The sequence below is a fragment of the Nonomuraea sp. B10E15 genome (genome assembly GCF_039871615.1).
Lineage (GTDB): Bacteria > Actinomycetota > Actinomycetes > Streptosporangiales > Streptosporangiaceae > Nonomuraea.
This window is the reverse complement of record NZ_JBDPMB010000023.1, coordinates 83,685-106,106: the sequence shown is the minus strand read 5'-3', so window position 1 is coordinate 106,106 and position 22,422 is coordinate 83,685. Positions and strand designations below refer to the sequence as shown.

Annotated in this window: 27 protein-coding genes and 2 tRNA genes; 18 read left to right on the top strand and 11 right to left on the bottom strand. The window is 70.6% G+C overall.

Features of this window, described 5'->3' with window-relative positions; translation table 11 throughout:
- Positions 1-19: 19 nt before the first annotated feature.
- Positions 20-1,375 (bottom strand): serine hydrolase domain-containing protein, encoded by a 1,356-nt coding sequence (locus ABGB14_RS40925; protein ID WP_347649247.1) that lies wholly within the window; start codon positions 1,373-1,375, stop codon positions 20-22.
- 100 nt (positions 1,376-1,475) lie between these two features.
- On the opposite strand from ABGB14_RS40925, the gene ABGB14_RS40920 reads away from it, so the two are divergent.
- Complete coding sequence (locus ABGB14_RS40920; RefSeq protein ID WP_347649246.1) at positions 1,476-2,027, top strand: helix-turn-helix domain-containing protein; 552 nt, start codon at positions 1,476-1,478, stop codon at positions 2,025-2,027.
- Here the strand turns inward: ABGB14_RS40920 and ABGB14_RS40915 are convergent.
- Positions 2,014-2,817 carry an aminotransferase class IV family protein gene (locus ABGB14_RS40915; protein WP_347649245.1) on the bottom strand — a complete coding sequence of 268 codons (804 nt, stop codon included), beginning with the start codon at positions 2,815-2,817 and terminating at the stop codon, positions 2,014-2,016. The two genes, ABGB14_RS40920 and ABGB14_RS40915, sit on opposite strands and share 14 nt — an antisense overlap.
- Positions 2,818-2,901: 84 nt before the next feature.
- Between ABGB14_RS40915 and ABGB14_RS40910 the strand changes: the two genes are divergently transcribed.
- Positions 2,902-3,246 (top strand): MerR family transcriptional regulator, encoded by a 345-nt coding sequence (locus ABGB14_RS40910; protein ID WP_347649244.1) that lies wholly within the window; start codon positions 2,902-2,904, stop codon positions 3,244-3,246.
- 1 nt (position 3,247) lies between these two features.
- On the opposite strand, the gene ABGB14_RS40905 is transcribed toward ABGB14_RS40910, so the two are convergent.
- Positions 3,248-4,051 (bottom strand): class I SAM-dependent methyltransferase, encoded by an 804-nt coding sequence (locus tag ABGB14_RS40905; protein WP_347649243.1) that lies wholly within the window; start codon positions 4,049-4,051, stop codon positions 3,248-3,250.
- 75 nt (positions 4,052-4,126) lie between these two features.
- On the opposite strand from ABGB14_RS40905, the gene ABGB14_RS40900 reads away from it, so the two are divergent.
- Positions 4,127-4,726 carry a TetR/AcrR family transcriptional regulator gene (locus tag ABGB14_RS40900; protein WP_347649242.1) on the top strand — a complete coding sequence of 200 codons (600 nt, stop codon included), beginning with the start codon at positions 4,127-4,129 and terminating at the stop codon, positions 4,724-4,726.
- A 16-nt stretch (positions 4,727-4,742) separates the two neighbouring features.
- Here ABGB14_RS40900 and ABGB14_RS40895 read toward each other — a convergent pair whose 3' ends face one another.
- Complete coding sequence (locus ABGB14_RS40895) at positions 4,743-5,291, bottom strand: dihydrofolate reductase family protein (RefSeq protein ID WP_347649241.1); 549 nt, start codon at positions 5,289-5,291, stop codon at positions 4,743-4,745.
- Between the two features lie 77 nt (positions 5,292-5,368).
- Positions 5,369-6,070: a helix-turn-helix domain-containing protein gene (locus ABGB14_RS40890; RefSeq protein WP_347649240.1), complete on the bottom strand. Its 702-nt coding sequence runs from the start codon at positions 6,068-6,070 to the stop codon at positions 5,369-5,371.
- Positions 6,071-6,209: 139 nt separating this feature from the next.
- On the opposite strand from ABGB14_RS40890, the gene ABGB14_RS40885 reads away from it, so the two are divergent.
- Positions 6,210-6,710 (top strand): MarR family transcriptional regulator, encoded by a 501-nt coding sequence (locus tag ABGB14_RS40885; protein WP_347649239.1) that lies wholly within the window; start codon positions 6,210-6,212, stop codon positions 6,708-6,710.
- Between the two features lie 13 nt (positions 6,711-6,723).
- Here ABGB14_RS40885 and ABGB14_RS40880 read toward each other — a convergent pair whose 3' ends face one another.
- Positions 6,724-7,107: a hypothetical protein gene (locus ABGB14_RS40880; protein WP_347649238.1), complete on the bottom strand. Its 384-nt coding sequence runs from the start codon at positions 7,105-7,107 to the stop codon at positions 6,724-6,726.
- 149 nt (positions 7,108-7,256) lie between these two features.
- Here ABGB14_RS40880 and ABGB14_RS40875 point away from each other — a divergent pair, with 149 nt between their 5' ends.
- Complete coding sequence (locus tag ABGB14_RS40875) at positions 7,257-7,940, top strand: flavin reductase family protein (protein ID WP_347649237.1); 684 nt, start codon at positions 7,257-7,259, stop codon at positions 7,938-7,940.
- Here ABGB14_RS40875 and ABGB14_RS40870 read toward each other — a convergent pair.
- From ABGB14_RS40870 to ABGB14_RS40860, 3 genes are read right to left on the bottom strand one after another with little or no spacing between them, the layout of a single operon-like run.
- Positions 7,902-8,411: an NUDIX domain-containing protein gene (locus ABGB14_RS40870; protein ID WP_347649236.1), complete on the bottom strand. Its 510-nt coding sequence runs from the start codon at positions 8,409-8,411 to the stop codon at positions 7,902-7,904. The genes ABGB14_RS40875 and ABGB14_RS40870 overlap by 39 nt on opposite strands.
- Before the next feature lie 19 nt (positions 8,412-8,430).
- On the bottom strand, positions 8,431-9,174 hold the full coding sequence (locus ABGB14_RS40865; protein ID WP_347649235.1) for an ABC transporter permease: 744 nt from the start codon (positions 9,172-9,174) through the stop codon (positions 8,431-8,433).
- Complete coding sequence (locus ABGB14_RS40860) at positions 9,155-10,096, bottom strand: ATP-binding cassette domain-containing protein (protein ID WP_347649234.1); 942 nt, start codon at positions 10,094-10,096, stop codon at positions 9,155-9,157. The genes ABGB14_RS40865 and ABGB14_RS40860 overlap by 20 nt, the downstream gene beginning before the upstream one ends.
- A 259-nt stretch (positions 10,097-10,355) precedes the next feature.
- On the opposite strand from ABGB14_RS40860, the gene ABGB14_RS40855 reads away from it, so the two are divergent.
- The 13 genes from ABGB14_RS40855 (at position 10,356) to ABGB14_RS40795 (ending at position 19,159) form a co-directional block, all read left to right on the top strand.
- Positions 10,356-10,907, top strand: a complete 552-nt coding sequence (locus tag ABGB14_RS40855; RefSeq protein WP_347649233.1) for an AAA family ATPase — start codon at positions 10,356-10,358, stop codon at positions 10,905-10,907.
- Positions 10,904-11,908: a lysozyme gene (locus ABGB14_RS40850; RefSeq protein WP_347649232.1), complete on the top strand. Its 1,005-nt coding sequence runs from the start codon at positions 10,904-10,906 to the stop codon at positions 11,906-11,908. Before ABGB14_RS40855 ends, ABGB14_RS40850 begins: the two co-directional genes overlap by 4 nt.
- Positions 11,909-11,950: 42 nt before the next feature.
- A complete protein-coding gene (locus ABGB14_RS40845) occupies positions 11,951-12,493 on the top strand; it encodes an NlpC/P60 family protein (protein WP_347649231.1) in 543 nt (180 codons plus the stop codon).
- Between the two features lie 50 nt (positions 12,494-12,543).
- On the top strand, positions 12,544-12,774 hold the full coding sequence (locus tag ABGB14_RS40840) for a transposase (protein ID WP_347649230.1): 231 nt from the start codon (positions 12,544-12,546) through the stop codon (positions 12,772-12,774).
- A 39-nt stretch (positions 12,775-12,813) separates the two neighbouring features.
- Positions 12,814-12,886 (top strand) — tRNA-Thr (locus ABGB14_RS40835).
- Between the two features lie 880 nt (positions 12,887-13,766).
- On the top strand, positions 13,767-14,213 hold the full coding sequence (locus ABGB14_RS40830; protein WP_347649229.1) for a hypothetical protein: 447 nt from the start codon (positions 13,767-13,769) through the stop codon (positions 14,211-14,213).
- Between the two features lie 481 nt (positions 14,214-14,694).
- A tRNA-Met gene (locus tag ABGB14_RS40825) sits at positions 14,695-14,768 on the top strand.
- Between the two features lie 70 nt (positions 14,769-14,838).
- The gene (rpmG, locus tag ABGB14_RS40820) at positions 14,839-15,003 is read left to right on the top strand and encodes a 50S ribosomal protein L33 (protein WP_019632658.1); all 165 of its coding nucleotides are present in this window, start codon (positions 14,839-14,841) and stop codon (positions 15,001-15,003) included.
- 189 nt (positions 15,004-15,192) lie between these two features.
- The gene (locus tag ABGB14_RS40815) at positions 15,193-15,642 is read left to right on the top strand and encodes a MaoC family dehydratase N-terminal domain-containing protein (RefSeq protein ID WP_347649228.1); all 450 of its coding nucleotides are present in this window, start codon (positions 15,193-15,195) and stop codon (positions 15,640-15,642) included.
- Positions 15,642-16,070 carry a MaoC family dehydratase gene (locus ABGB14_RS40810; protein ID WP_347649227.1) on the top strand — a complete coding sequence of 143 codons (429 nt, stop codon included), beginning with the start codon at positions 15,642-15,644 and terminating at the stop codon, positions 16,068-16,070. Before ABGB14_RS40815 ends, ABGB14_RS40810 begins: the two co-directional genes overlap by 1 nt.
- Positions 16,071-16,124: 54 nt before the next feature.
- Positions 16,125-17,189 carry a hypothetical protein gene (locus tag ABGB14_RS40805; protein WP_347649226.1) on the top strand — a complete coding sequence of 355 codons (1,065 nt, stop codon included), beginning with the start codon at positions 16,125-16,127 and terminating at the stop codon, positions 17,187-17,189.
- A gap of 142 nt (positions 17,190-17,331) precedes the next feature.
- The gene (locus tag ABGB14_RS40800; RefSeq protein ID WP_347649225.1) at positions 17,332-18,369 is read left to right on the top strand and encodes a UDP-N-acetylmuramate dehydrogenase; all 1,038 of its coding nucleotides are present in this window, start codon (positions 17,332-17,334) and stop codon (positions 18,367-18,369) included.
- Between the two features lie 223 nt (positions 18,370-18,592).
- On the top strand, positions 18,593-19,159 hold the full coding sequence (locus ABGB14_RS40795) for a TMEM165/GDT1 family protein (RefSeq protein ID WP_347649224.1): 567 nt from the start codon (positions 18,593-18,595) through the stop codon (positions 19,157-19,159).
- Between the two features lie 65 nt (positions 19,160-19,224).
- Here the strand turns inward: ABGB14_RS40795 and ABGB14_RS40790 are convergent, their stop codons facing one another.
- Both ABGB14_RS40790 and ABGB14_RS40785 read right to left on the bottom strand, forming a co-directional pair.
- Positions 19,225-22,086 (bottom strand): AAA family ATPase, encoded by a 2,862-nt coding sequence (locus tag ABGB14_RS40790; protein ID WP_347649223.1) that lies wholly within the window; start codon positions 22,084-22,086, stop codon positions 19,225-19,227.
- Positions 22,087-22,197: 111 nt separating this feature from the next.
- Complete coding sequence (locus ABGB14_RS40785) at positions 22,198-22,344, bottom strand: hypothetical protein (protein WP_347649222.1); 147 nt, start codon at positions 22,342-22,344, stop codon at positions 22,198-22,200.
- Positions 22,345-22,422: the final 78 nt, after the last annotated feature.

Genomic DNA, 22,422 nt, shown 5'->3' with positions numbered 1-22,422 from the left:
CCGCTGCCTGGTGGCGGCGTCAGGAGATGCGCAACATCGCGCGGCTGTTGTGCAGGATCCGGAAGCGCCCGTCGGGTCCCGGGTCGAGGAAGACGACCTCAAGGCGCTCCCCGCCGTGCTGCCCGACCTCGACGAAGCGGGAGCCGTCGAGCGCGGCCAGCGTCGTGACCGGGTTCGTGACCAGGGATTCGACGTAGCTGGAACGCGGGATCGTGGTCATCGTCAACACGTTCCGCCCGTCATGGCCGATCCTGATGGTGGCCAGCCCCATGTCGAAGTCGCCGACGTACGGGCGGTGGTCGAGGGGCGTCCCGGCCTCCGGAGGGCCGGCCGGCGCGGGGGCGCGCACGCCGGCCAGCTCCTCCAGCAGCGGATGGACGAGGTCGGCGTGGAACGCGTCGGCGGCGCCGCCGTTGGTGAGCAGGGCCACGGCCACGTCCGCTCCGGGGACCATGCGCAGGTAGGCCTTCTGCCCGATCGTCGCCCCTGAGTGGCCGGTGACCGTGCCGCCGTCCCAGTCGTGCACCTCCATGCCCAGCCCGTACGAGCGGGGGAAGGCGGACAGCGGCGGCGGCGTCACCTGCGGCGTGCTCATGGCCTCGACGGCGGCGCGCGAGAGCAGGCGTGTCCCGTCGGGGGCGAGCCCGTGGTTCAGGTGCAGGCGCGCGAACTCCAGCAGGTCCGTGGCGCTCATGGCCAGCCCGCCGGCCGGATCGAGCGCGCGCGGGAGCGACCAGACGGGAGCCGGGCCCGTCTCGACGTGGCCGACCGCCGCGCGGTGCATGATTGCCTGCTCCGGCAGCGTGACGACGGTTCCCAGCCCCAGCGGAGCGGCCAGCTGACGCTGTGTCACCTCGCCCCAGGCGCCCTCCCGCAGCACCTCGACCAGGCGGCCGAGGACGACGAAACCGGCGTTGTTGTACGAGAACAGCGCGCCGGGCTCGGTCACCTTGGGCGCGCCGGACAGGTTGGCGACGAGGGCGGCCACGGCGTCCTCGTTCCTGCCGTAGTCGGCGAGGTCCTCTCCCGGGAATCCCGCGGTGTGCGTCAGCAGGTGGCGAGGGGTGACGGCCGCGGCGGCGCCCTCGTCGGCGAGCGCGAACTCCGGGAGGTGGTCGCGGATCGGCCGGTCGAGGTCCAGCCGTCCCTCGTCCACGAGCTGCATGACGAGCGTGGCCGTCCACGTCTTGGTGACGGATCCGATCTGGAAGACCGAGTCGGGGGTGGCCTCGACGCCGGTGCGGGTGTTGAGCACTCCTGTGGCCGTCTCGACGACGGCACCGTCATGCAGGACCGCGAGTGCGGCGCCGGGCACCCGGTGCCGGCCGGCCAGTGTGGCGAGGCGCTCGCGCAGGTCTGATGCGGTGATGGTCATGGCGATTCCCCCATGTCGATTGATCTCACATTTAAGACCATAGCCATAAATGGAGTCAATGGAGCGCTACGATTTCCGCGAGGACGATCGGAGGATGCCCGTGAGCGATGTCGGTGTGCTGCACCCGGTCCGGATCCGGCTGGCGCAGATCCTGGCCCTCGGCCCCCGCACCGGGACCCAACTGCGCCAGGCGTTGCCGGACGTCCCGTACAGCAGCCTCTACCGGCACATCCGGTGGCTGGTGGACGCGGGCGTCATCCGCGTCGTCGGCGAGCGCAAGGTGCGCGGAGCGGTCGAGCACACGTACGAGCTGGACGAGCGCGCCGTCCAGGGCGCGGTGCCCGATCCGGCGGGGTTGTCGACCGGCGACCACGAGCGGGCGGTGACCGCCTTCGTCACGGGCCTGATGGCGCAGGCGCACGCCTACCTGGAGGGCGACCCGGATGATCCGGTCGCCCAAGGACTGACCTACACGTCCGTCCACGTGTGGGTGGACGACGACGAGCTGGCCCGGCTCCGCGCGCGCCTGCGCGACCTGATCGACCCCCTCGCGCACGCCACCCCCGGGCCGGGGCGGCGGCAGATCACCCTCGGCGTCGTCGCGATCCCGCAGCCGGGCGGCGCCGAGCCCGCCGACCCTACGGCGCGGTGAGCGGTTCGGCCTCGTACGCCTCGTGCAGCACCTCCACGAAGGACGGCGCCTCGGGCAGGGGCACGGCACCGATCCGGTGCACGGCCAGCCCCGGCGTCCACGAGTTCATCACCACGGCGCCCGCCAGCGCCGGCAGGCCGGCGAGGGTGACCTCCTCGACGCGCTGGGGCACGCCGAGGCGGTCCAGCTGCCTGCGTACGATGCCCATCGTGGTCCCGGCCAGCATCTCGGCCTCGGGCCACACCACCGCCGAGCCGTCCCAGAAGGCCACGTTCCAGATCGAGCCCTCGCTGAGCCGCCCCCTGTGGTCGACGAAGGCGGCGTCGTCGAAGCCCTCGTCGACGGCCTGGCGCAGGTAATAGGTCTTGGCGGCCTCTCCGACCTGCTTCACGGCCGGCAGGAACCGTTCGTGCTCGATCGCCGCCAGGGCGAGCGGGCCCCGCGGGCCGGTCGAGGCGGGCCCGGTGCGTACGAGCAGCTCCGGCTCCACCTCGGGACCCGCCACGGTGAACTCGCCAGCCGGGGAGTAGACCGTGGCAGTCAACGAGAGGTCGGCCGGCCCCGCTTCGACCGCCGCCCGCAGGCAGGCGCGCACCCGGTCGTCGGGCAGGGCCCGGCCGAACAACGTGAGCGAGGCGGAGCGCAGCCGGTCCAGGTGGAGGTCGAGCCCCCGCACCCGGCCGCCGCGCACCTGCATGGCGGTGAAGTGGGCGTAGCCGGCGAAGGCGAGCGGCGCCAGATCGCCGGCACTCGCCGCGCGGCCGTCGCGTTGGACAACGAAGGAAGACATACGTCGCTCCAGCATGCTCATCAGGTGGAATGTCCGTTACCACGGTGACGTTAAGGCCTGACATCGATGGAAAGGTCAAACCGCATGCTGATCGGTGAGTTGTCCCGGCGCACCGGGGTCAGCGCGCGCCTGCTGCGCTACTACGAGGCCCAGGGGCTGCTCGACACCAGCCGGGGCCCCAACGGTTACCGCCACTTCGGCGAGGATTCCGTGGTCACGGTGCGGCAGGTGCGCGCCTTGCTGCGGGCCGGCCTGTCCACCGAGGTGATCCGGTCGGTGTTGCCGTGCGCGCGGGGCGAGCGTCCGGACATCGAGTGGTGCGCCGAGTTGTGGGACATCCTGAACGGTGAGCTGGCGACCATGGACCAGCGTATGGACGAGCTCCAGAGCAGCCGTGACGCTCTCGCCGGTCTCCTGGCGCGGCCCTGAGTCAGGCGGTTCGAGTCGCGGTGACCGCCACGGCGGTGTAGCTCATCGTGAAGGCGCCGCCCATCGCGTCGATCGCGGCGCCGATGGCCGACAGCAGCTCGTCCCGTTTGGCGGGCGGGAGCCGGGTGCCGCCTCCGTGCGTGGGCACCTGGTCCAGCCACGCGTCCCGGGTGTAGGTGTGCTCCCAGCCGATGTGCCACTGCTCCGGGTCGCCGAACGCGCCGGCCTCGCGCATCCCGTCCGCGGCCATGGCGCACATCGCGGTGTACGCCTCCGTGACCGGCTTTGTGTGGTCGTAGCCCGGCATCTCGGGTAGCACCTGGCGGTAGGCCGCGGCGAAGGCCTCGTTCAGGCCGGGCGGAGGCTGGAACGCGTTCCAGAACAGGGCCAGCCGTCCTCCGGGCCGCAGCACCTCCGCCGCTTTGGCCGCGCCGGTGACCGGGTCCACCCAGTGCCAGGCCTGCGCGGCGATGACCGTGTCGAAGGTCCGGCCCGCGGCGTCCCAGGCCTCGAACGTCGACACCTCGCATGCGACTCCGGTGCGCCGGGCCAGGCCGGCCATGCGCTCGTCGGGCTCGACGCCGAGCACCGTGCAGCCGGCGGCCCGGAACTGGCGGGCGGCGATGCCGGTGCCGCAGCCGACGTCGAGCAGGTCGGGCCCGGGGGCGGCGGCGACGATGCGCTCCACCAGGGCGTCAGGGTAGCGAGGGCGGGTGCGGTCGTAGCGTTCGGCGTCCGTGCCGAACGACTCGGCGACCTGGCGGAGCCGATGGGGCTGGTTGTTTTCCCGCAGGATAGTGGGCATGTGCCCACCATAGTGGGCGTCCGCCCACTCGTCTAGCCTGGGGGTGCCCGGCGACGGTTCGAGGAGGGACGCGCGGTGCCGACAGGGGTGGCCATGCGCGACGTGCGCGAGCAGCTGTTCAACGCCGCGGAGCGCATCCTGCTCCGGGCCGGGCCGAGCGGGCTGACCAGCAGGGCGCTCACCACCGAGGCCGGCTGCGCCAAGGGCGTGCTGCACCGCCACTTCGCCGACTTCGACGCCTTCCTCGCCGAGCTCATCCTCGACCGCATCGGCCGCATCGACGCTCAGGCGGCCGCCCTGCGCGCCTCCGCCGGCACCGGCACCGTCGCCGGCAACCTCACCGGAGCGCTGGCCGGGGTGTTCGAGTCGGTCGCCGTGGCGATCGTCGGCCTCATCACCTTCAGGGACGAGCTGCGGGCCCGGCTGCGCCGGACCCTGCCCGCCGGGATCCCGCTCCTGGCCGAGGCCACCACCATGATCGCCTCCTACCTCGCAGAAGAGCGCGAGATGGGCCGCATCGCCGCGGACGCCGACGTCGACACGCTCGCGCTCGCTCTTGTCGGGTCCGCGCACCTGCTGTACGCAGGCCGGGAAGGCGCCCCGCCGGAGGCCGGAGCCGTCGAGAGCGTCGTGACCACGGTCATGGCCGACGTCGTGCAGCGACGGCTGCTCTGACCCGCGTGGCAGGTGCTCAGCCGGCGTCGGGAACGTACGTCAGGTTGAGCACGCCGGTCTCGAAGGTCTCCGACTTGACCAGCTTCAGCGGGTGGGTCGGGGTGTCCTCGAACAACCGCTGGCCGCGACCCACGGCGATCGGGTGGACGAGCAGGTGGAGCTCGTCGAGCAGCCCGTTGGCCAGCAGCCACCGCACGGTCGTCGCGGAGCCGGACATCCCGATGTCGCCGCCGCTGACCTCCTCCTTGATCTCGCGCAGTCTGGCCGCGACGTCGCCGGAGACGATGGTGGTGTTGTCCCAGTCGGCCTTCTCCAGGGTGCTGGACACGACGAACTTGCGGGCGTTGTTCATCGACGCGGCCACTTCCGGGTCGGCGTCCGTCGTCGTCCAGTACGTGGACCACTCGTCGTACAGTTTGCGACCCATCAGCATCGCCGCCGCGCGTCGCATGCTCGCCTCGACCACGGCGCCCATCTCGTCGTTCCAGTAGGGGAAGTGCCATTGGTCCGGCGACTCGACCACGCCGTCCACGGAGATGAAGAAGCTCGAAATGATCTTAGCCATCGTTCGGTTCCTAGTCGTCGGAGGTGTTCACGGGATGGTGCGTACGCGCCGATGTGAAGGTTAGGCAGGAGGGGCGCTCACGTCTTGTACAGAAGCGACAGCGGCTCGTCCGGCTTCTGGGCGCTCAACTGCGTCGCGGTCCGCCCGACGTAGCGGGTCAGCGACCGCGCCAGGTGCGGCTGGTCGAAATAGCCGAGCCGGTGGATCACGTCGCCGACCGGCGTGCCCTCCTGGATCAGGACCGCCGCCTGCCTGGCGCGCGAGATCCGCTGGGCGGCGCCGCGCGTGAGGCCGGTCGCCGCCATGAAACGCCGCTGGACGGTGCGTTCTGACACGTCCGGCGCAGCGCCGCGCAGCACCGTGGCGACGATGGGGTCGCAGTCCACCACTCCCTCGCGCACCATCCGCCGGACGAACGCCTCGGCGTTGTCGTAGCCGGGAAGGCGCCAGGTGGAGCCCTTCAGCCAGAACGACCTGCGCGTCGCTCCGGGGATCTCCACGGCGCCGTTGACGAGCCGGCCGCTGGGCAGATGGGGCATGGACGTGCCGAGCGGGAACGTGATCCCGAAGAACGTCGCGTCCTCGGGCACGGGGGCGGTGCTCGCCGCCGTCTCGGGCCCTCGTACGGCCACGCTGACCTGACCGAGGTGTTCCCAGAGCACCAGCTCCCAATGGGCGGTCGCGATCGACGTCATCCGGGCGATGTCGTGGCTGCTGCTGCGCCACACCCGCTCGATGTACGGCGAATCGGATGGTCGGCTCTCGACGTGCAATCCCATCCTGGTCGTCCCCCTTCGCCGCGTATGGCACCCCTGAGCAGGCAGTCTGGCACGATTCCTGCCGGGCGTGTAGGGCACGGGACACCCGGATCGCCCAAGGAAATAACAGTACTTATATAAGAGCTGTTATAGTTGTCCCATGGCCGACCCCAACACCCCGGACCCCACCCGCGAGAGCCTCTGGCGGCCGCTGCGGGTCCTGCAGGCGTCGATGGACGCCGACATCGCCCGGCTCTACTCCGACAAGCGCATCGAAGGGCTCAAGCCGAGCTTCGTGATGGAGTTGCTCCGGCTCAACGCCCTCGGGCCGATGACCATCACCGAACTCGCCGAGTCGGTCGGGCGGACGCACTCGGCGCTGAGCCAGAAGGTGGCCGCCATGCGGGAGGCAGGCTGGGTCGAGACCGTGCCGGGTGACGACGCGCGCAGCAAGAAGGTGACGCTCACCGACCACGCCCGCGGCGTCGTCGGCCGCCTCGCTGCGGAGTGGCGGGCCACCGAGGCCGCCGTCGCCGAGATCGAGGCCGAGATCCCCTATCCGCTCACCCGGGTCGTCGCCGACATCGAGCAGGCCCTGGCCCGCAAGAGCTTTCACGACCGCATCGCCGAGAAGCTGGCGCACGACGCCGCGTGGGAGTGACGGGCGTGCCTGGTCAGGCCTGAGGGCCGCGGGGCAGGCCGGCGGTGTACGCCGCCCAGTCCGCCGGGTGCGCCATCCCCTTGCGCACGGGCACCTTCCTGGCCCTGCCCGCCTCGTCGACGACGATGCGGTTGCCCTCCAGGCGCGGGCTCCCGCCCGCGGGGATGGGGAATCTGCGTTCGGCCGGCCCGATCGGCGCGGCGAGAACGATGGCCTGCGGCTCGACCCGGAAGTACGGCCGCCGCAGGTAGACGACGCCGAGTCCGGCGACGATCAGCCCGACGACGATCGTCGGGCTGAACGCGCCGAGCAGGAGGAGCCAGAGCTGTAAGAGGACCAGGACGGAGCCCAGGATCAGGAACGTCCAGCCCAGCAGCGGGTTGTAGCGGATCTTCATGGGGATTGGTCCTTCGCCGACGGATGTGTGCCGGCTCACGATCCTCGCCGCCGGCGGTCCAGGGGGCAAGCGGGCCGAGCGGGGGCCGCCAACGAGAGGTCCGAAGGCCGCCAGCGCCCGGCCCTCGTCCGCCGCGAAAGTAGAGCACCATGAGCACTGTCACCGGCACCCACACCCTCATCGAGCCGAACATCCTCTACTTCGGCACCCCCGTGGTCCTCATCTCCTCCATGAACGAGGACGGCACCCCCAACCTGGCGCCCATGTCGTCGGCGTTCTGGCTGGGCTGGCGGGCGGTGCTGGGGCTGGCGGTGCGGTCCAAGACGTCGCAGAACCTGCTCAGGACCGGCGAATGCGTGCTCAACCTCCCGTCCGACGCGCTCGCGCCGGCCGTCGACCGGCTGGCGCTGACCACCGGGTCCGACCCCGTGCCCGAGCGCAAGCAGGTGCGCGGCTACCGGCACGTGGCGGACAAGTTCGGGCGGGCAGGGCTGAGCGCCGTCCCGTCCGAGACGGTGGCGCCGCCCCGGGTCGGCGAGTGCCCGGTCGCGATGGAGGCCGTCGTCGAACGCCACCACCCCGTGGGGGACGAGGGCGGGATCCTGGCGTTCGAGGTGCGGGTGCAGCGGGTCTGGGTGCACGACGGGATCCGCATGGCGGGCACGGACGACCACATCGACCCCGACGCCTGGCGCCCGCTGATCATGAGCTTCCAGAAGTTGTACGGGCTCGGCCCGCAGGTGCACCCGTCCACGCTCGCGCAGATCCCCGAGCGGCTCTACCGCGGCGCCGACCTAGAGCGGGCCCGCGCCGTCCACCAGAGCCAGCCATGAGCGGCCGGCGCAGACCCGGCTGATCTCCTCGAACGCCAGCCAGCCGGCGCCGGTGGCCTCCGACCCGGCGGGCGGCCGGGTCGGGGAGCCCGGCTCCGGGAGCGAGGCCCGGAACATCACCATGTACGTCAGCGGCGGATAGCGGTAGCCGTCGGGCGCCGGGGCGAGCAGCTCGATGCGCTGCCAGGCGAAGGCGGACAGCGCGGACGAGGGCAGGCGCAGGCCGGTCTCCTCGTACAGCTCGCGGACCGCGGCGCCGGCCGCCGTCTCGCCGGGTTCGAGGTGGCCGCCGGGGATGTCCCAGCCCCGCCCGTCCACGCGCGTCATGAGGGTGCGGCCCGCCCGGTCCGACACGAACGCGAACGCGCACGTGGTCTGCTCCACCGGCGGGATGGTCGCGGTGCGCATCAGGTCCATGCGGTGCGCCACGGGGACATAGGGGACCGTGCCGGTCAGGAGCAAATCTGTCATGTCTCCATCGTGCCCGCGATCACACGCCCCGGCGCATGGCCCGGTTGCCGAGGTGGAGCCCGACCGCGGCCACCGCGCAGGCGGCGGCGGTGCCGTACAGGATGGAGGGGCTCGCGAGGTGGCCGGCGAAGAGGGCTCGCTGGGCGTCGACGATGTACGTGACCGGGTTGGCGTACCCGATGGCCCGCAGCCAGGCGGGGCCGGTGTCCAGCGGGAGGAGCACTCCAGAGCACAGGAGCAGCGGGAAGAGGATCGACTGGCTGACGATGTAGAACAGGGTGCCGCCGGGCGCCGACTTGATGGCGAGGACGAACGAGAGGGAGCCCAGCCCGACCCCGAAGATCACCAGCAGCACGAGACCGGCCAGCACGCCCGCCGGATGGAGGTCGAAGCCGAGGGGCAGCGCCAGGAGGATGATCAGTACGGCCTGGGCCAGCAGGACGATCATCTCCTTCATGGTCCTGCCGACGAGCATCGCGGTGCGGTTGAGCGGCGTGACCATCAGGCGCTCCATCGAGCCGCCGATCAGCTCGACCAGCAGCGTGTAGCCGGCGCCCATCGGGCCGGTCAGGCACATCATGACCAGGATCCCCGGCACGAACCACTGCCACGACGAGCCGACCGCCCCGTCCAGCAGCGACCCGAACAGGAACAGGAACAGCAGCGGCTGCCCCATCTCGAAGAGGAGCCCGACGGGCTCGCGCAGGGCCGGCCTGGCCTCGCGCGAGAGGACGGTTGCGGTGTCACGCAGGAATGTCGTCATCGGTGAGGCTTCTCCCGGTAAGAGCGAGGAACACGTCGTCAAGGGTGGGGCGGACGGTCTCGGCGGTGGTGACCTTGATGCCGGAGCCGTCCAGGGTGCGGAGATAGTCGGGCAGCGCGGCGGCGGCGTTGGGCACCTGGAGGCGCACGGTGGTGCCGGTCGCGGTCCCTTTGCCGATGCGGGCGGCCGTCGCGGCCTCCTGCTCGGTGCTGGTGGTGATGGTGATGTGGTCGCCGGCGAGGTCGTTCTTGAGCTGTTCCGCGGTGCCGTCCGCGATGATCTTCCCGCCGTCGATGATGACCACGCGTTCCGCCATGGTGTCGGCCTCCTCCAGGTAGTGCGTGGTGAGGAAGAGCGTCGTGCCGAACGTCTCCCGCAGCCGGAGGATGTGCTGCCAGATGTCGGCGCGGCTCTTCGGGTCGAGGCCGGTCGAGGGCTCGTCCAGGAAGAGCAGGTCGGGGCGGTGGATGAGGCCGAGGGCGATGTCCAGGCGGCGGCGCTGGCCGCCGGAGAGGGTGCCGGGCTTGCGCCTGGCCAGCGACACGAGGTCGAGCAGGTCCAGCAGTTCGTCGGCGCGGGCGGCCGCGTCGCGGATGCTCAGGCCGTAGCAGCGGCCCTGGGTGATGAGCTCGTCGCGGACGAAGAAGTTCTCTCCCGCGCTGTTCTTCTGGCCGACGTAGCCGATGCGGGCGCGGACGGCGGCCGGGTTCTCGCCCACGTCATGGCCCGCCACCCTGGCGGTGCCGGAGGTGGGCGGCAGCAGTGTGGTGAGCATGCGCAGGGTCGTGGACTTGCCTGCGCCGTTGGGGCCGAGGAACGCCACGAGCCGGCCGGCCTCCACGTCGAGGTCGATGCCGCGAACGGCGGTGACGGTCTCCTTCTTGACTCTGAACTCTCGGGTCAGGCCCCGGGCGTGGATCATGGTCGGTCTCCTCTGGGCATGGCGAAGAAACCCCTGGTCGGGGCGGGCAATCCGGAATGGGACAAGTTTGTGCAGGGGAAACCGGGTTTGGCAAACGCGAATGTCACGTTCATGAACCGCTGTGACCTGCGGAAACGACGTCGTCGACGGCCGCTCCCACATAGGCGATTTCGGGGCTCTGAAGTGCGGGTTTCCGGATAGCGGAGAAGTTTTTCCCGACGAGCGCCCGGGGGCGGCGGTTCTGGCAGCATGTCGGGTCATGCGCAGACTTGCCGTGCTGGTGAACGGGCTGCCGGGAGCGGGGAAGAGCACGCTGGCCCGGGCGCTCGGCCGCGAACTCGGGCTGCCCGTGTTCTCCAAGGACGATCTCAAGGAGACGCTGGCCGACGTCCTCGCCAGGCCCGACGGCGTGGAGGCGAGGGAGTGGAGCAGGCGCCTCGGGATGGCCGCGGGCGAAAGCCTGTGGACGTTGCTGGCGAACTCCCCGCCGGGCGCGGTGCTGGAGAGCCCGTGGCTCGCGCCGCTGCGTCCCGTGGTGCTGGCCGGTCTCGACCGGGCGGGCGTCGCGCCGGCGGAGGTGCGGGAGGTCTGGTGCGAGGTGCCGCCCGGCGTGGCGAGGAGCCGGTACGAGCGCCGGGTGCGGCATCCGATCCACCATGACGCCGAGGTCGATGACGGGCGGTGGCGGCAGTGGGCGGCGGCGGCGCGGCCGCTCGCGCTGGGGCCGGTCATTTCAGTGGACACGTCGAAGAAGGTGAATATCGCCGAACTTGCACGTTCGTGTATGGCTCAGGAAGGATCTCCGGCGTGAAACGTCTGTGGTTATCAGCGGTCATTCTGGCGACGGGGATGACGGGAGTCGCCGAGGCCGCCGACGGCGTTCCCGGGGTCGACGTCAGCAACTGGACCGGTGACGTCGACTGGGAGAGCGTGTCCCTGGGCGGTGGGAAGTTCGCGTTCGTGCAGGCCACCGAGGGGGGCGACTACCGCAACCCGCGTTTCGAGACGCAGTTCGGCGGCGCTGCGGAGGCGGGGCTCTTCCGCGGTGCCTATCACTTTGCGCAACCGCACGAATCCGACGGGACAACTCAAGCCGACTATTTCCTTCAAAATGGCGGCGACTGGATCGGCGACGGCCAAACCCTGCCCGGGGTCCTCGATGTGGAGGACAATCCGTACAAAGACAAGAACGGCAAGAACTCCTGCTACGGCCTGTCGACGAAGGACATGGTCGGCTGGATCAAGGACTTCACCGTCCGATACCGCAGGGCGACCGGCCGGCACGTGATCATCTACACCACGGCGAGCTGGTGGCGGACCTGCACGGGAGACTCGGCCGCCTTCACGTCCAACCCCCTCTGGCTGGCCCGCTGGGGCAGCGAGCCAGGTGCGCTGCCGAAGAGCTGGAAGAGGCACACGTTCTGGCAGTCGGCGGAGAAGGGCGCGCTGGCCGGCGGCCAGAACGCGTTCAACGGCAGCGAGTCCCAGCTCAAGGCGCTGGCCAACCCGCCGGCCGAGGTGATGGTATCGGGCGAGGCCAGGAGCCGGACGTCGTACAGGGTCGTCGTGACGAACACGGGCCCGCACCCCGTCAAGGACATCAAGGTGTCGGGGCGCGCGTTCGGCGGGCAGCGGGTGGTCGAGGCGCCGGCGTGCAAGTTCAGCGGCACGGCGGTGTCGTGCCGGATCGAGGAGCTGCCGCGGGCGAAGAAGGTGTTGTTCGTGTTCACCACCAAGCCCAGGAAGGCGAAGGGCACGGTCGGCATGAAGGTCACCGTCGGTTCGGTGAAACTCACCCTGAAAGCGCGATAAGGCAGGATAAATCCCAAGTCCCGGTGTTAAAGGGGGTTTGGGATGAAGCGGCGGCTGGTTGTGGCGGTGGCGCTGATCCTGCTCACCACCACGGCCTCGGTGCCGCTCGGCCTGTCCCTGCCGCCCAGGATCGTCCAGATCGCCTACGAGATCGAGCGGTACGGCATCGCGTACTCGTGGGGTGGCGGCCACGCCGAGGAGCCCGGCCCGTCGAAGGGCACCTGCAGGGGTTACCGGGGCAGGATCAAGCCCTGCCCGGCGGCCAGGACGCGCGGCCTCGACTGCTCGGGGCTGGCCCGATGGGTGTACGCGCTGGCGCACGGCAGGGACGTGCTGGGGCCGGGCAACACCGACGCGCACGTACGGAAGATGCGCCGGGTGAAGTCCCCGAAGCCGGGAGACCTAGCCTTCTTCGGAAAGATCACCAAAAAGACCGTCAAAACCCATCATGTCGGCATCTACCTGGGCAATGGAACGATGATGAACGCACCCGAGACCGGGGCGATCGTGCGCGTCGACGACATGGCCGAGAAGGAGGATTTCGCCGGCTTCTACCGCTACCGCCCGCCGCGTACGGTCCGGTGACGCGTGTGGCGGCCGGAAATTGAGAGACCCGGTGGCTAATGTGTGCGGCTATGGACAGGCGATGGGTCGGCCTCGACGGCTACGAGATCCTGCCGGCCATCCGGGCCGGCCGGCAGGTGTTGCGCGTGCGCAGGCACGGGTGCGTGATCGCCGACTGCACCTCGGTCGCGCAGGTGGCCAGGCTCGTCGATCTGGCCGACCTGTGCGAGGTCATCGAGCTGCCCGCCCGGCGCCGCGCACAGGTCCCCGCGGAGGCCGGAACAAGTTCGCATCAGGGCTGAGCGCCGTGTATGGTTACACCTGTCCGCAGCGCCGGACAGGCCCCTATAGCTCAGTCGGCAGAGCGTCTCCATGGTAAGGAGAAGGTCAACGGTTCGATTCCGTTTGGGGGCTCCCACCTTGACCAGCCATAACGCCCGACCCGCCAGATAGCGGGCCCGGGCGTTTCTCCTTGAGTGCGACGAAAATGCGATGACCTTGGACGGTCACGCGTCCCGCACTCGCCACTCAACCACCTCGCCGCACGGCGCGATCGGCGTCTTGCGGCTGTCACGGAACGGAGCGCGCTTGCGGTGACCTCGGCCAGCCGCCACTGGGCCCACTCCGGCAGGACGTGGGCGCGAAACAGTAGGCGTAGGTGCCGCGCGAGCGTACCCATCGGTCAAGGCCGCCGTGGACGGACTGGTCGACGCCAGCGTTCCGGCCGACGACGACGCCGGTCACCTGGTCGGGCCGGACACGGGCTCGGCGACGTCACGCGCCAGCCGCAACTCGTGCTGCACATCCACCAGCTCGGCAAGGAGCGGCCGTGAGCGTGCGGGTCCGCATCGACGAGGCGGCGCTGTGTCGCATGGCCCACCGGCATGACAGCCCGGTGGCGGTGGCCGCAGCGCGCCCCCGAGGAAGTACTCCGTTGACCTGCGCGATCGTGCGGTTCGGAGGTCTTTGAGTTGCGTGAGCGGACCGGGATGATCGCCCGTGTCGCGACCAGCTCGGGGTGTGCACGACGACCGGGGAGGGTGAGGACTCCTGCGTGGTGCTGCGGCGCGGGCACGGCGGCCTGACCACTGAGTGCGAGGCCCGCGCTCGCGGGTGAGACGTTTCTGGGGCGCTGCGAGTGATGTGGTGGCGAGTGATGCGCCCTGCATGACAAAATGCTCACAATGTGGGTCAGAAGTGCCGTACTGGACTGTTCGGGTTTTCGGGATAAAAGGTGCTGGACGTCCTCGTGCGGTCGGACCGCTGTTTTGTGACACCTGTAGTCAAGTGAGGTATGAACGTGCTTGCTCGTACCAAGTTCACGGCCGTGGCGAGCGCCGCAGTGCTTGCGGCCGGGATCGTCTCCACGATTGCCGTTCCTGCCAGCGCGGCCGCCGTCGGCCCGTGTGGAAGCGGCTACAAGCTCGTGGGCACCTACAACATCAGCAAGGACGGGCAGAAGTACGGCGTCCTCGAGGTTCGGTGGAATGCCGGCACCGGGAAGAACTGCGCGTTGGCCTACGGCTCCGGATCGAACTATGGCCGAGCCGACTACAAGGCGGTGCGGATTCGATCGTCCGACAAGACGTCCTGGGCCGACACCGACTGGGGGAACTTCTCGAAGTACGCGGGTCCTGTCTACGTCGCCGCCAAGAACAAGTGCATCGATGTATCCGCCCACGTCGAAGGCAGGTCCGGGAAAAAGGGGTTCGTGTACAAGCGTGACGTCCACTGCGGATGACCAGCGCGGCGCTGTGGAGAGCGGGGCGGTGAAAGCGGTCGCCATGCCATAGCCCACGGCCGGGGACACTCGCTGGGCATCCGATGACGGGTGCCCAGCCTGTCCGTGGCCATGTGAAAGAGTCCCTTCACGGTCATGCTGGAGGAGTGGAGGAGAGCGGGGCAGAGGAGTTCGCGGTGACGATCTCGCAGGGGACTGGGGAGAACCGGAGGGACTGACCGGGCGGTGTGCGGGCCGCGCGCCGAGATGGCCACGCTGACCGAGCGACGCTCGGATGAGTCTCGGGCCGCGCGCCTCTCGTCGCACGGCACCTGGCGAGCGGTGGATCCGAGGTTCGTCGCCGAGCATGTCGGGCGCTCCGGATTTCGGTTGCCGGGGTTCCTGAGGCATACTGGAGAGACCCCGCCCGGTGGAGCGAGTTGCTGATGTGCTCGCCACGTCGGGTATTCTTTACGACGGCCGGTGTCGTTACCGGCTCAAAGGCGGAGTAGCTCAGTCAGGCAGAGCAAACGGCTCATAATCGTTGTGTCGCCGGTTCAAGTCCGGCCTCCGCTACTGCCCAATCCCAGGTCCACGGCCTGGGCACGGGTGTGTCCATGTCCCGAACGTAGAAAGGCACTCCCAAGTGGCTGCCACCGACGTTAGGCCGAAGATCACGCTGGCCTGCCAGGAGTGCAAGCACCGCAACTACATCACGCGGAAGAACCGGCGCAACGACCCGGATCGGCTTGAGCTGAAGAAATACTGCCCCAACTGCCGCTGCCACCGCGCGCACCGCGAGACCCGCTAGGTTCGCACCGGGCAGGGGCCTCGGCCCCCCACATACGCTCCATCGCACAGCCGGCGTCCCTTCGCAGGGCGCCGGTTCGTCGTGTCGGGCGGCACGGCAAAATCCGGGCCATCTCCCGCGACAGCCGAACGTTGTTCTGTTAGCGTCGCCCTCAGCAGCGCTCGGCTGGAGACCTACGAGGAGCCACTGATGGCCTTGAACCGTGACTTCGTGGGCCGGAGCTATCCGCCCAGCGCCCCATACGAGGTCAGCCGGGTGAAGATCAGGGAGTTCGCCACCGCGATCGGTGACAACAACCCTCTCTACCGCGACAAAGAGGCCGCGCAGGCCGCCGGCTACCCCGACGTGATCGCGCCGCCGACGTTCCCGATCGTCTTCAGCCTGCAGAGCGGCGGGGAGGCGCTCGCCGATCCCGGCCTGGGACTCAACTTCGCCATGGTCGTCCACGGCGAGCAGCGCTTCGAGTACGTACGTCCCGTCGTCGCCGGCGACGAGCTGGTCACGACCGCGACGATCACCGACATCCGCACCGCCGGCAGCAACGAGCTGCTGACCGTGCGCAGCGACGTGACGACCGTCGAGGGCGAGCCCGTCTGCGTCACCTACAACACGGTCGTCGAGCGCGGAGGGGCCGCCTGATGGCCGCCACGGTGAAGTACGACCAGGTCGAGGTCGGCCAGGAGCTCGCCCCGGTCGACTACCACGTGCGCCGCTCCAACCTGGTCATGTACGCCGGGGCCTCCGGCGACTTCAACCAGATCCACTGGAACGAGCGGTTCGCCAGGATGGTCGGGCTGCCCGACGTGATCGCGCACGGGATGTACACGATGGCGCAGGCCGGCCGGTTCGTCACCGACTGGGCGGGAGATCCCGGGGCGGTGGTCGACTACGGCGTGCGGTTCTCCTCGATGGTGGTCGTGCCCGATGACGACCGGGGCGCCACGATCACGGTCAGCGGCGTGATCGAGGAGAAGCTCGAGGACAAGCGGGTGGTCGTCGGGCTCGTCGCCAGGTCGGGGGAGGCACAGGTGTTGTCCAAGGCGCGTGCGGTGGTGCAGCTGACCTGAGCCTCGGCGGGCCGGGATGATAAGTCGGCCCGCTTTCGGGTACTCCGTGACGGTATGTCTGAAGCCGCGCGAGAAGTCTGGCCCACGGTCCGATCGATCCCCGTCTCCGCCGTCACCGACGCCAAGCCTCCTGGCCATCTCCGGCCCCCGCGCATCGAGGACGTGGCGGGCACCTCAGGCTCCGGCCGCGACACCGCGGGCGGCCCGGCGACCGGCTCTGGCACGGCAGCGACTGGCGTCGGCACGGCCGGGACCAAACCGCGCGGCACGCACGCACGCCAGAACCCCGCCGCCGAGCTGGGCTTCTCCGGCGACCCCGGCCAGCACGGCGACGACGAAGGCGACGGCATGCTGCACGCCCAGCGCACCTGGGACGCCTCGCTGGCCACCAGCCGCCTCGACGACCTGGGCGTCAACGCCGAGCGGCAGCGCGTCGAGACCGCGGACGTCACCACGAGCGTGGGCCTGCTCGTGGACGGCCGGCCCGAGGACGTGCAGCGGTGCGTGCAGTCGCTGATCGACCACACGAGGGCCCGCGTGCTCGCCCTCGACCTGGGCAACGTCGACGGCGCCGGCAACGTGCTGGACGACCTGGCCCGCCGCCGGCCCGACCGGATCGCCACCTGGCACGTCGCCGAGCGGCCGCACTGGCGCGGCGGCACCGCCACCTGGGGTGAGAGCCGGGCCAAGCTGCTGCGGCTCGACATGTCCGAGGTCCACGTACTGATGGAGACGACCACCGTGCTGCGCGGCGACGCGCTGACCCCGCTGATCGCGGCCATCACCGAAGGCGCCGTCGCGGCCGGCTGGTGGGGCGCGGAACCGCTCGGCGACGGCCGTAACTGGCGCGAGGCAGGGCCGGGCCGGGTGCGGGCGCTCACCGGAGACCTCATGGCGGTACGCCGGTCGGCGGCGCTCGGAGCGCTGCCCGAGGACGCCCGTCACGGCACGAACGCCGACCTGGAACTCTCGCTCGCCCTGCACGGCACCCTGGTCGTGCCCCGCGACCGGCCACCCGTGGAGCGCCTCGGCCGGCACGACGTGCCCGACGACTATCTGGAGCGGGAGTCGCGGCGCAACTATGACGGGGTGCTCCGCCTCCTGCACGCCTCCGCCTGACGGTTCTGCGGGTCGGGCCCGGCGGGAGTCCCGCTGCGGCCCGTGCCCTGGCGGGAAACGTGCCGCCCGGCCGCCGTCAGCGCCGGTTCGGGGCGCAGCGGCGGTCTGTCGGGCGGATCGCCCGTTAGTAAGCTGTGGGCCCATGGAGATGCTCGCGCCGTACACCACGTTGGGCCTGGGCGGGCCCGCCCGCGATTTCGCCGAGGCGTCCACGGCGGAGCAACTCGTCTCCCTGGTGGCCGAGGCCGACAGGAACGCCGTGCCCACGCTGGTGCTCGGCGGGGGCAGCAACGTCGTGGTGGCCGACGAGGGTTTCGACGGGCTCGTCATCAAGGTCGCCACCGAGGGCGTGTCCGTTTCGCGCGACGGCGAGCAGGTGCTGGTCACCGTCGAGGCGGGCGAAGACTGGGACCCGCTGGTCGCCCGCGCCGTGGCTGAGGGCTGGTCGGGCCTCGAGTGCATGTCCGGCATCCCGGGGCAGGTCGGTTCGACCCCCATCCAGAACGTCGGCGCGTACGGCCAGGAGGTCGCCCAGACCATCAGGTGCGTGCGCGCCTACGACCGGCGCACCCGGCAGGTGGTCGACCTGGAGGCGCGGCAGTGCGGCTTCTCCTACCGCGACAGCGTCTTCAAGCGGGATCTGGCGCGGCACGTGGTGCTCGCGGTGACGTACGCGCTGGACGTCTCCGAGTTGTCCGGCCCGCTGGCGTACGCGGAGCTGGCCGGCCGGCTGCGGGCCGAGCCGGGGGGCCGGGTGCCGCTCGCCCGGGCGCGTGAGGCGGTCCTGGAGTTGCGGCGGGGCAAGGGCATGGTGCTCGACCCGGGCGACCCCGACACGCGCAGTGCCGGGTCCTTCTTCACCAACCCGGTCCTGACGGCCGAGCAGGCGGAAGCGCTGGCGGCGCGCGCTCCCGGCCACCCGCAGTGGGACATGCCCGACGGATCGGTCAAGGTGCCCGCCGCCTGGCTGATCGAGCAGGCCGGCTTCCCGAAGGGTTACGAGCTCGGACCCGTACGCATCTCGACCAAGCACACGCTGGCCCTCACCAACCCCACGGGGAGCGCCACCACCGCCGACCTGCTGGCGCTGGCCAGGCACGTGCGCGACGGGGTGCGGGAGAAGTTCGGGGTCACGCTGGTCAACGAGCCGGTGCTGGTCGGCTGCGCCCTCGGGGAATAGCGGCCCGATCTGGTCTGTTATGGTGTCTCGGAGTTACCGAAGGGGAGTAGTCCCAATCGTGTGATCGACACACTGGCGCTTCACCGCGCCCGGTCGCACGGGCCTCACACGGGCGGACGAGACCTTCGGCCTGGCAGCCATGCGACAAGTCGCTGCCGGGCCGAAGCCGTGCCCGCATCTCCCCGGGTTCTCGCTTCCGGCCCGGTCGCGCGGAAGAGGACCGTTGGAAGCGTTCTGGATCAGTCTCGGCGTCATCTTCGTGGCCGAGCTCGGTGACAAGAGCCAGCTGATGGCGATGACGTTCGCGACCCGCTTCAAGATGTGGCCCGTGCTCCTGGGCATCACCATCGCCACGACCGTCGTGCACCTGTTCAGCGTCGCCGTGGGCGGCCTGATCGGCGACGCCCTGCCGACGACGGCCATCTCCGTGGTGGCCGGGCTGGCCTTCCTCGGGTTCGCGGTGTGGACGTTGCGCGGTGACGAGCTGACCGAGGACGAGGCGCAGAAGGCCCGGCGCACCACCAGGAACGCCCTGATCGCGGTGACGGTGGCGTTCTTCCTGAGCGAGCTGGGCGACAAGACGATGCTGGCCACGATCACGCTGGCGACGCAGCACGGCTGGGTCGGCACCTGGATCGGCTCGACGGTCGGCATGGTGGCGGCGGACGCGCTGGCCATCGTCGTGGGCCGGCTGATGGGCAGGCACCTTCCCGAGAAGGTCATCAGGTACGGCGCCGCCGCGGCGTTCGCGGTGTTCGGCGTCGCTCTCCTGGTCGAGCCGCTCCTCTGAGGCTGTCGTGTCCCTGGCCGAGCCGCCCCCGGAAGGCGTGTCCCCGGCCGAGCCGCCCCCGGAAGCTACGGTGCCAGCAGCGACCGCCGGTGGGCCGCCGCGGCCGCCTCGCCCCGGGTGGTCACGCCCAGCTTGGCCAGGATGTTGGACACGTGCACGCTCACCGTCTTCGCCGAGATGAACAGCTCGGCCGCGATGTCCCGGTTGGTGCGGCCCTGGGTGACCAGGCGCAGCACCTCCAGCTCGCGGGGCGTCAGCAGCTCCGACTGTTCCTGCCCCTGCGAGAGCCGGCCCACCCGGCGGGACAGCGCCTCGATCTCCTCGACGAGCGGCGTCGCGCGCAGCGCCTCGGCCAGCGGCAGCGCCGTCTTCAGCCGTGCGGCCGCCCCCTCGCGGTCGCCGCTGCGCGCCACCACGGTGGCCGCCTGCAGCAGCGCCATGGCCTGGTTGTGCGGGCGGTGGAGGCGCTCCCAGGCCGCCGCCGCGGTGTCGAACTCGCCCCAGTACGACAGCCGGTACGCCTCCACGACCGGCCCGATGGCCGACAACTCGGCCGCGACCTCGGCGGCCTGCCGGCGCACGGCGGCGATCCCCTCGGCGCCGGGTTCGGTGCTCTCGGCGGCGTCGCAGACCGTGCGCAGCAGGGAGAGCAGCCGCCAGCCGAGCATGGCCTTGCTCCACTGCTGCGGACGTGACAGCACCCGCTCGGCCACGCCCAGGGCGGCACCCGGCTCGCCCTTGGCGAGGTGCCAGCGGATGAGCAGGCGGGCGTTGTGGGTGACGTCCTGGACGAACTCCTCCGGGCGCTGCTTCAGCAGGCCGATCTCCGACAGGATGCCCTCGACCAGCTCCAGCTCGCCCCTGGCCAGCGCGATGTCGGCGCGCACCCGCAGCAGGGCGTACCGGGTGCGCAGGACGGGCCCGTGGCCGAGCGCGGTTTCGACGACCTCGACGGCCTCGTCCCAGCGGCCGAGCGACTCCAGCACCTCGGCCCGGTTGTTCAGGATGAACAGGCCGCTGCCGCGCAGCCTGCCGTACTGCTTGGCGAGCCGCCAGCCGTCCTCCGCCATGCGCAGGGCCTCGTCGTCGCGGCCCGTGTCGGTCAGGGCGTCAATGTTGTTGCCCATGGCCCTGGTGATGATGCGGCCGGCGTTCGCCGCCCTGCCGAGCTCCAGGGCCTGCTCGTTGACCATGATCGTGGACTCGAGCTCGCCGTTGAGCGAGTGGCCGAGCGCCAGGTTCATCAGCAGGTCGGCTTCGAGGCTGCGTTCGCCGTGCTCCCTGACCAGCCGCAGGCCGTCGGCGATCAGCTCGCTCGCCTCGCCGATCGCGCCTCTCAGCATGAGGTGGCGGCTCAGCGGCGTGACGACCTCGGCCCAGTCGACGCTGTTCTCGGGGACGAGCCGCAGCGCGTGCCTGAGGTCGTCGAGGACGCCCGGATGTCCTTTGCTGTTCTTGATGCCGGCCCGCCGCACGATCAGCTGGGCCACCCGCGCCGGCTCCGCGGCCTCGTCCAGCTCGCACAGCGCGCCCTTGACGAACTTGAGTGCCGCGTCGACGTCGCCGCCGGCGTTGGCGGCCTCGGAGGCCCGTTCCAGCACGGCGGTGTGGTCGGCGCCGATGAGCTCGGCCGCGTCGGGCACGCGGTCCCACAACATGAGGACGCGTTCGAGCAGGGGGACGGCCTCGGTGTAGGCGTACGCCTTGAACGACTTCTGCGCCGCCTCCCATGCGGAGATCAGCGCCCACTGGTCGTTGCGGGCGCCGTACCAGTGGTGGGCCAGCTCGACTGCGGCGCGGCCGGGCGGGACCAGCCTGCGGTCCTTGGAGATCTCCTCGGCGTACCTGGCGTGCAGCCGCTGGTGCTCGCCGGGCAGCAACTCGTCGTGGACGGCCTCGCGGATCAGGGAGTGGCGGAAGACGTAGGCGCGGTTGTCGGCGATCTGCAGCACGTTGCCCGCGATCGCGGGGCGCAGCGCGGTCTCCAGGTCGATGTCGGACAGGCCGCTCACGGCGGCCAGCAGGGCGTGGCTGACCCTGGTGCCGCCCGCCGCGGCGACGCGGAGCAGGCGCTGGGTCTCCTCGGGCAGGCGTTCGACGGCGCTGAGGATGAGGTCCTGCATGGAGTCGGGGACCGTGCAGTCATCGCCGCCGTCCAGCAGGGCCTCGACGAACAGCGGGATGCCCTCGCTGCTCTCGTAGACCTTCTGCACCTTGGCGTACTGGGGGATCTCGCCGAGGATGCCGGTCATCTGCTGGGCGACCTCGTCCCTCGACAGGCGGGGCAGGTCGAGCCGGTGCACGCCGTTGACCCGGCCCAGCTCGGCCAGCACGGGCCTGAGCGGGTGCTGGCGGTGCAGGTCGTCGGAGCGGTAGGTCATGACGATGAGGACCTGCGGCGTGTGCAGGTTGCGGCTGAGGAAGGCAATGAGGTCGCGGCTGGACCGGTCGGCCCAGTGGATGTCCTCGATGACGAGGATGGTGGGGCGGCCGGCCGCGAGGCGTTCGAGCAGGGTGAGGAACTGCTCGAAGAGCCGCGCGCGGCCGGCGTCGGTCTCGCCGTCGCCGTTGAACTCCCCGAACTCGGGCAGCAGCCGGGCGAGATCGCGTTCGGCCCCGTCGGGCAGCAGCCCGGTCACCGTGCCGGGCCCCCGCTCCCTGACGAGTTGCCGGAGCGCGGCGGTGAAGGGCGCGTAGGCCAGGCCTTCCGTGGACAGCTCGACACAGCCGCCGTACAGCACGTGCGCGCCTCCGGCGGCGCAGTGCTCGGCGAAGCGGTGGACGAGCCGGGTCTTGCCGACCCCGGCCTCACCGCCGATGAGGACGGCCGTCACCGTGCCCTTGAGCGCCTCGTCGAACGTCTCGGAGAGGGCCTTCAGCTCCTCTTGCCGCCCGACGAAGACGGGACTGACCGATCGTCCCCGCATGTCATCCAGCATGTCATGCCTTATCGGTTGTTTTCGACGTCTTTACGCTCGTTCATGGTGGTACGTAGGCCCGGCCACGAGGGAGGATGTGGCCGGGCACTCGTGGGGCGGTCATGAGGAGCGGCGCTTGCCGAAGATGGAGCGGCGCCCGGTCTTGTTCGCCCGCTCCGCCTCGCGTACGCGCCGGTGCTCGGCGGCCGTCCTGCGCAGCTCGCTGGCGTGGCTCTTCATGAGCTCGTACTCGATCTCGGGATTCACGGTGTCTCCTGCTTTTTCGTGCTTCTTCTTGACACCTTCAAGACTCGTGCTAAGGCCCCGCCCGCCACATCGGGTGGA

Excerpts from the sequence above, each read along its gene's own strand:
- ABGB14_RS40925 (WP_347649247.1), bottom strand. The coding sequence starts at position 1,375 with ATGACCATCACCGCATCAGACCTGCGCGAGCGCCTCGCCACACTGGCC.
- ABGB14_RS40915 (WP_347649245.1), bottom strand. The coding sequence starts at position 2,817 with ATGTCTTCCTTCGTTGTCCAACGCGACGGCCGCGCGGCGAGTGCCGGC.
- ABGB14_RS40910 (WP_347649244.1), top strand. The coding sequence starts at position 2,902 with ATGCTGATCGGTGAGTTGTCCCGGCGCACCGGGGTCAGCGCGCGCCTG.
- ABGB14_RS40905 (WP_347649243.1), bottom strand. The coding sequence starts at position 4,051 with ATGCCCACTATCCTGCGGGAAAACAACCAGCCCCATCGGCTCCGCCAG.
- ABGB14_RS40895 (WP_347649241.1), bottom strand. The coding sequence starts at position 5,291 with ATGGCTAAGATCATTTCGAGCTTCTTCATCTCCGTGGACGGCGTGGTC.
- ABGB14_RS40890 (WP_347649240.1), bottom strand. The coding sequence starts at position 6,070 with ATGGGATTGCACGTCGAGAGCCGACCATCCGATTCGCCGTACATCGAG.
- ABGB14_RS40885 (WP_347649239.1), top strand. The coding sequence starts at position 6,210 with ATGGCCGACCCCAACACCCCGGACCCCACCCGCGAGAGCCTCTGGCGG.
- ABGB14_RS40880 (WP_347649238.1), bottom strand. The coding sequence starts at position 7,107 with ATGAAGATCCGCTACAACCCGCTGCTGGGCTGGACGTTCCTGATCCTG.
- ABGB14_RS40875 (WP_347649237.1), top strand. The coding sequence starts at position 7,257 with ATGAGCACTGTCACCGGCACCCACACCCTCATCGAGCCGAACATCCTC.
- ABGB14_RS40870 (WP_347649236.1), bottom strand. The coding sequence starts at position 8,411 with ATGACAGATTTGCTCCTGACCGGCACGGTCCCCTATGTCCCCGTGGCG.
- ABGB14_RS40865 (WP_347649235.1), bottom strand. The coding sequence starts at position 9,174 with ATGACGACATTCCTGCGTGACACCGCAACCGTCCTCTCGCGCGAGGCC.
- ABGB14_RS40860 (WP_347649234.1), bottom strand. The coding sequence starts at position 10,096 with ATGATCCACGCCCGGGGCCTGACCCGAGAGTTCAGAGTCAAGAAGGAG.
- ABGB14_RS40855 (WP_347649233.1), top strand. The coding sequence starts at position 10,356 with ATGCGCAGACTTGCCGTGCTGGTGAACGGGCTGCCGGGAGCGGGGAAG.
- ABGB14_RS40845 (WP_347649231.1), top strand. The coding sequence starts at position 11,951 with ATGAAGCGGCGGCTGGTTGTGGCGGTGGCGCTGATCCTGCTCACCACC.
- ABGB14_RS40840 (WP_347649230.1), top strand. The coding sequence starts at position 12,544 with ATGGACAGGCGATGGGTCGGCCTCGACGGCTACGAGATCCTGCCGGCC.
- ABGB14_RS40830 (WP_347649229.1), top strand. The coding sequence starts at position 13,767 with ATGAACGTGCTTGCTCGTACCAAGTTCACGGCCGTGGCGAGCGCCGCA.
- ABGB14_RS40815 (WP_347649228.1), top strand. The coding sequence starts at position 15,193 with ATGGCCTTGAACCGTGACTTCGTGGGCCGGAGCTATCCGCCCAGCGCC.
- ABGB14_RS40810 (WP_347649227.1), top strand. The coding sequence starts at position 15,642 with ATGGCCGCCACGGTGAAGTACGACCAGGTCGAGGTCGGCCAGGAGCTC.
- ABGB14_RS40805 (WP_347649226.1), top strand. The coding sequence starts at position 16,125 with ATGTCTGAAGCCGCGCGAGAAGTCTGGCCCACGGTCCGATCGATCCCC.
- ABGB14_RS40800 (WP_347649225.1), top strand. The coding sequence starts at position 17,332 with ATGGAGATGCTCGCGCCGTACACCACGTTGGGCCTGGGCGGGCCCGCC.
- ABGB14_RS40790 (WP_347649223.1), bottom strand. The coding sequence starts at position 22,086 with ATGCGGGGACGATCGGTCAGTCCCGTCTTCGTCGGGCGGCAAGAGGAG.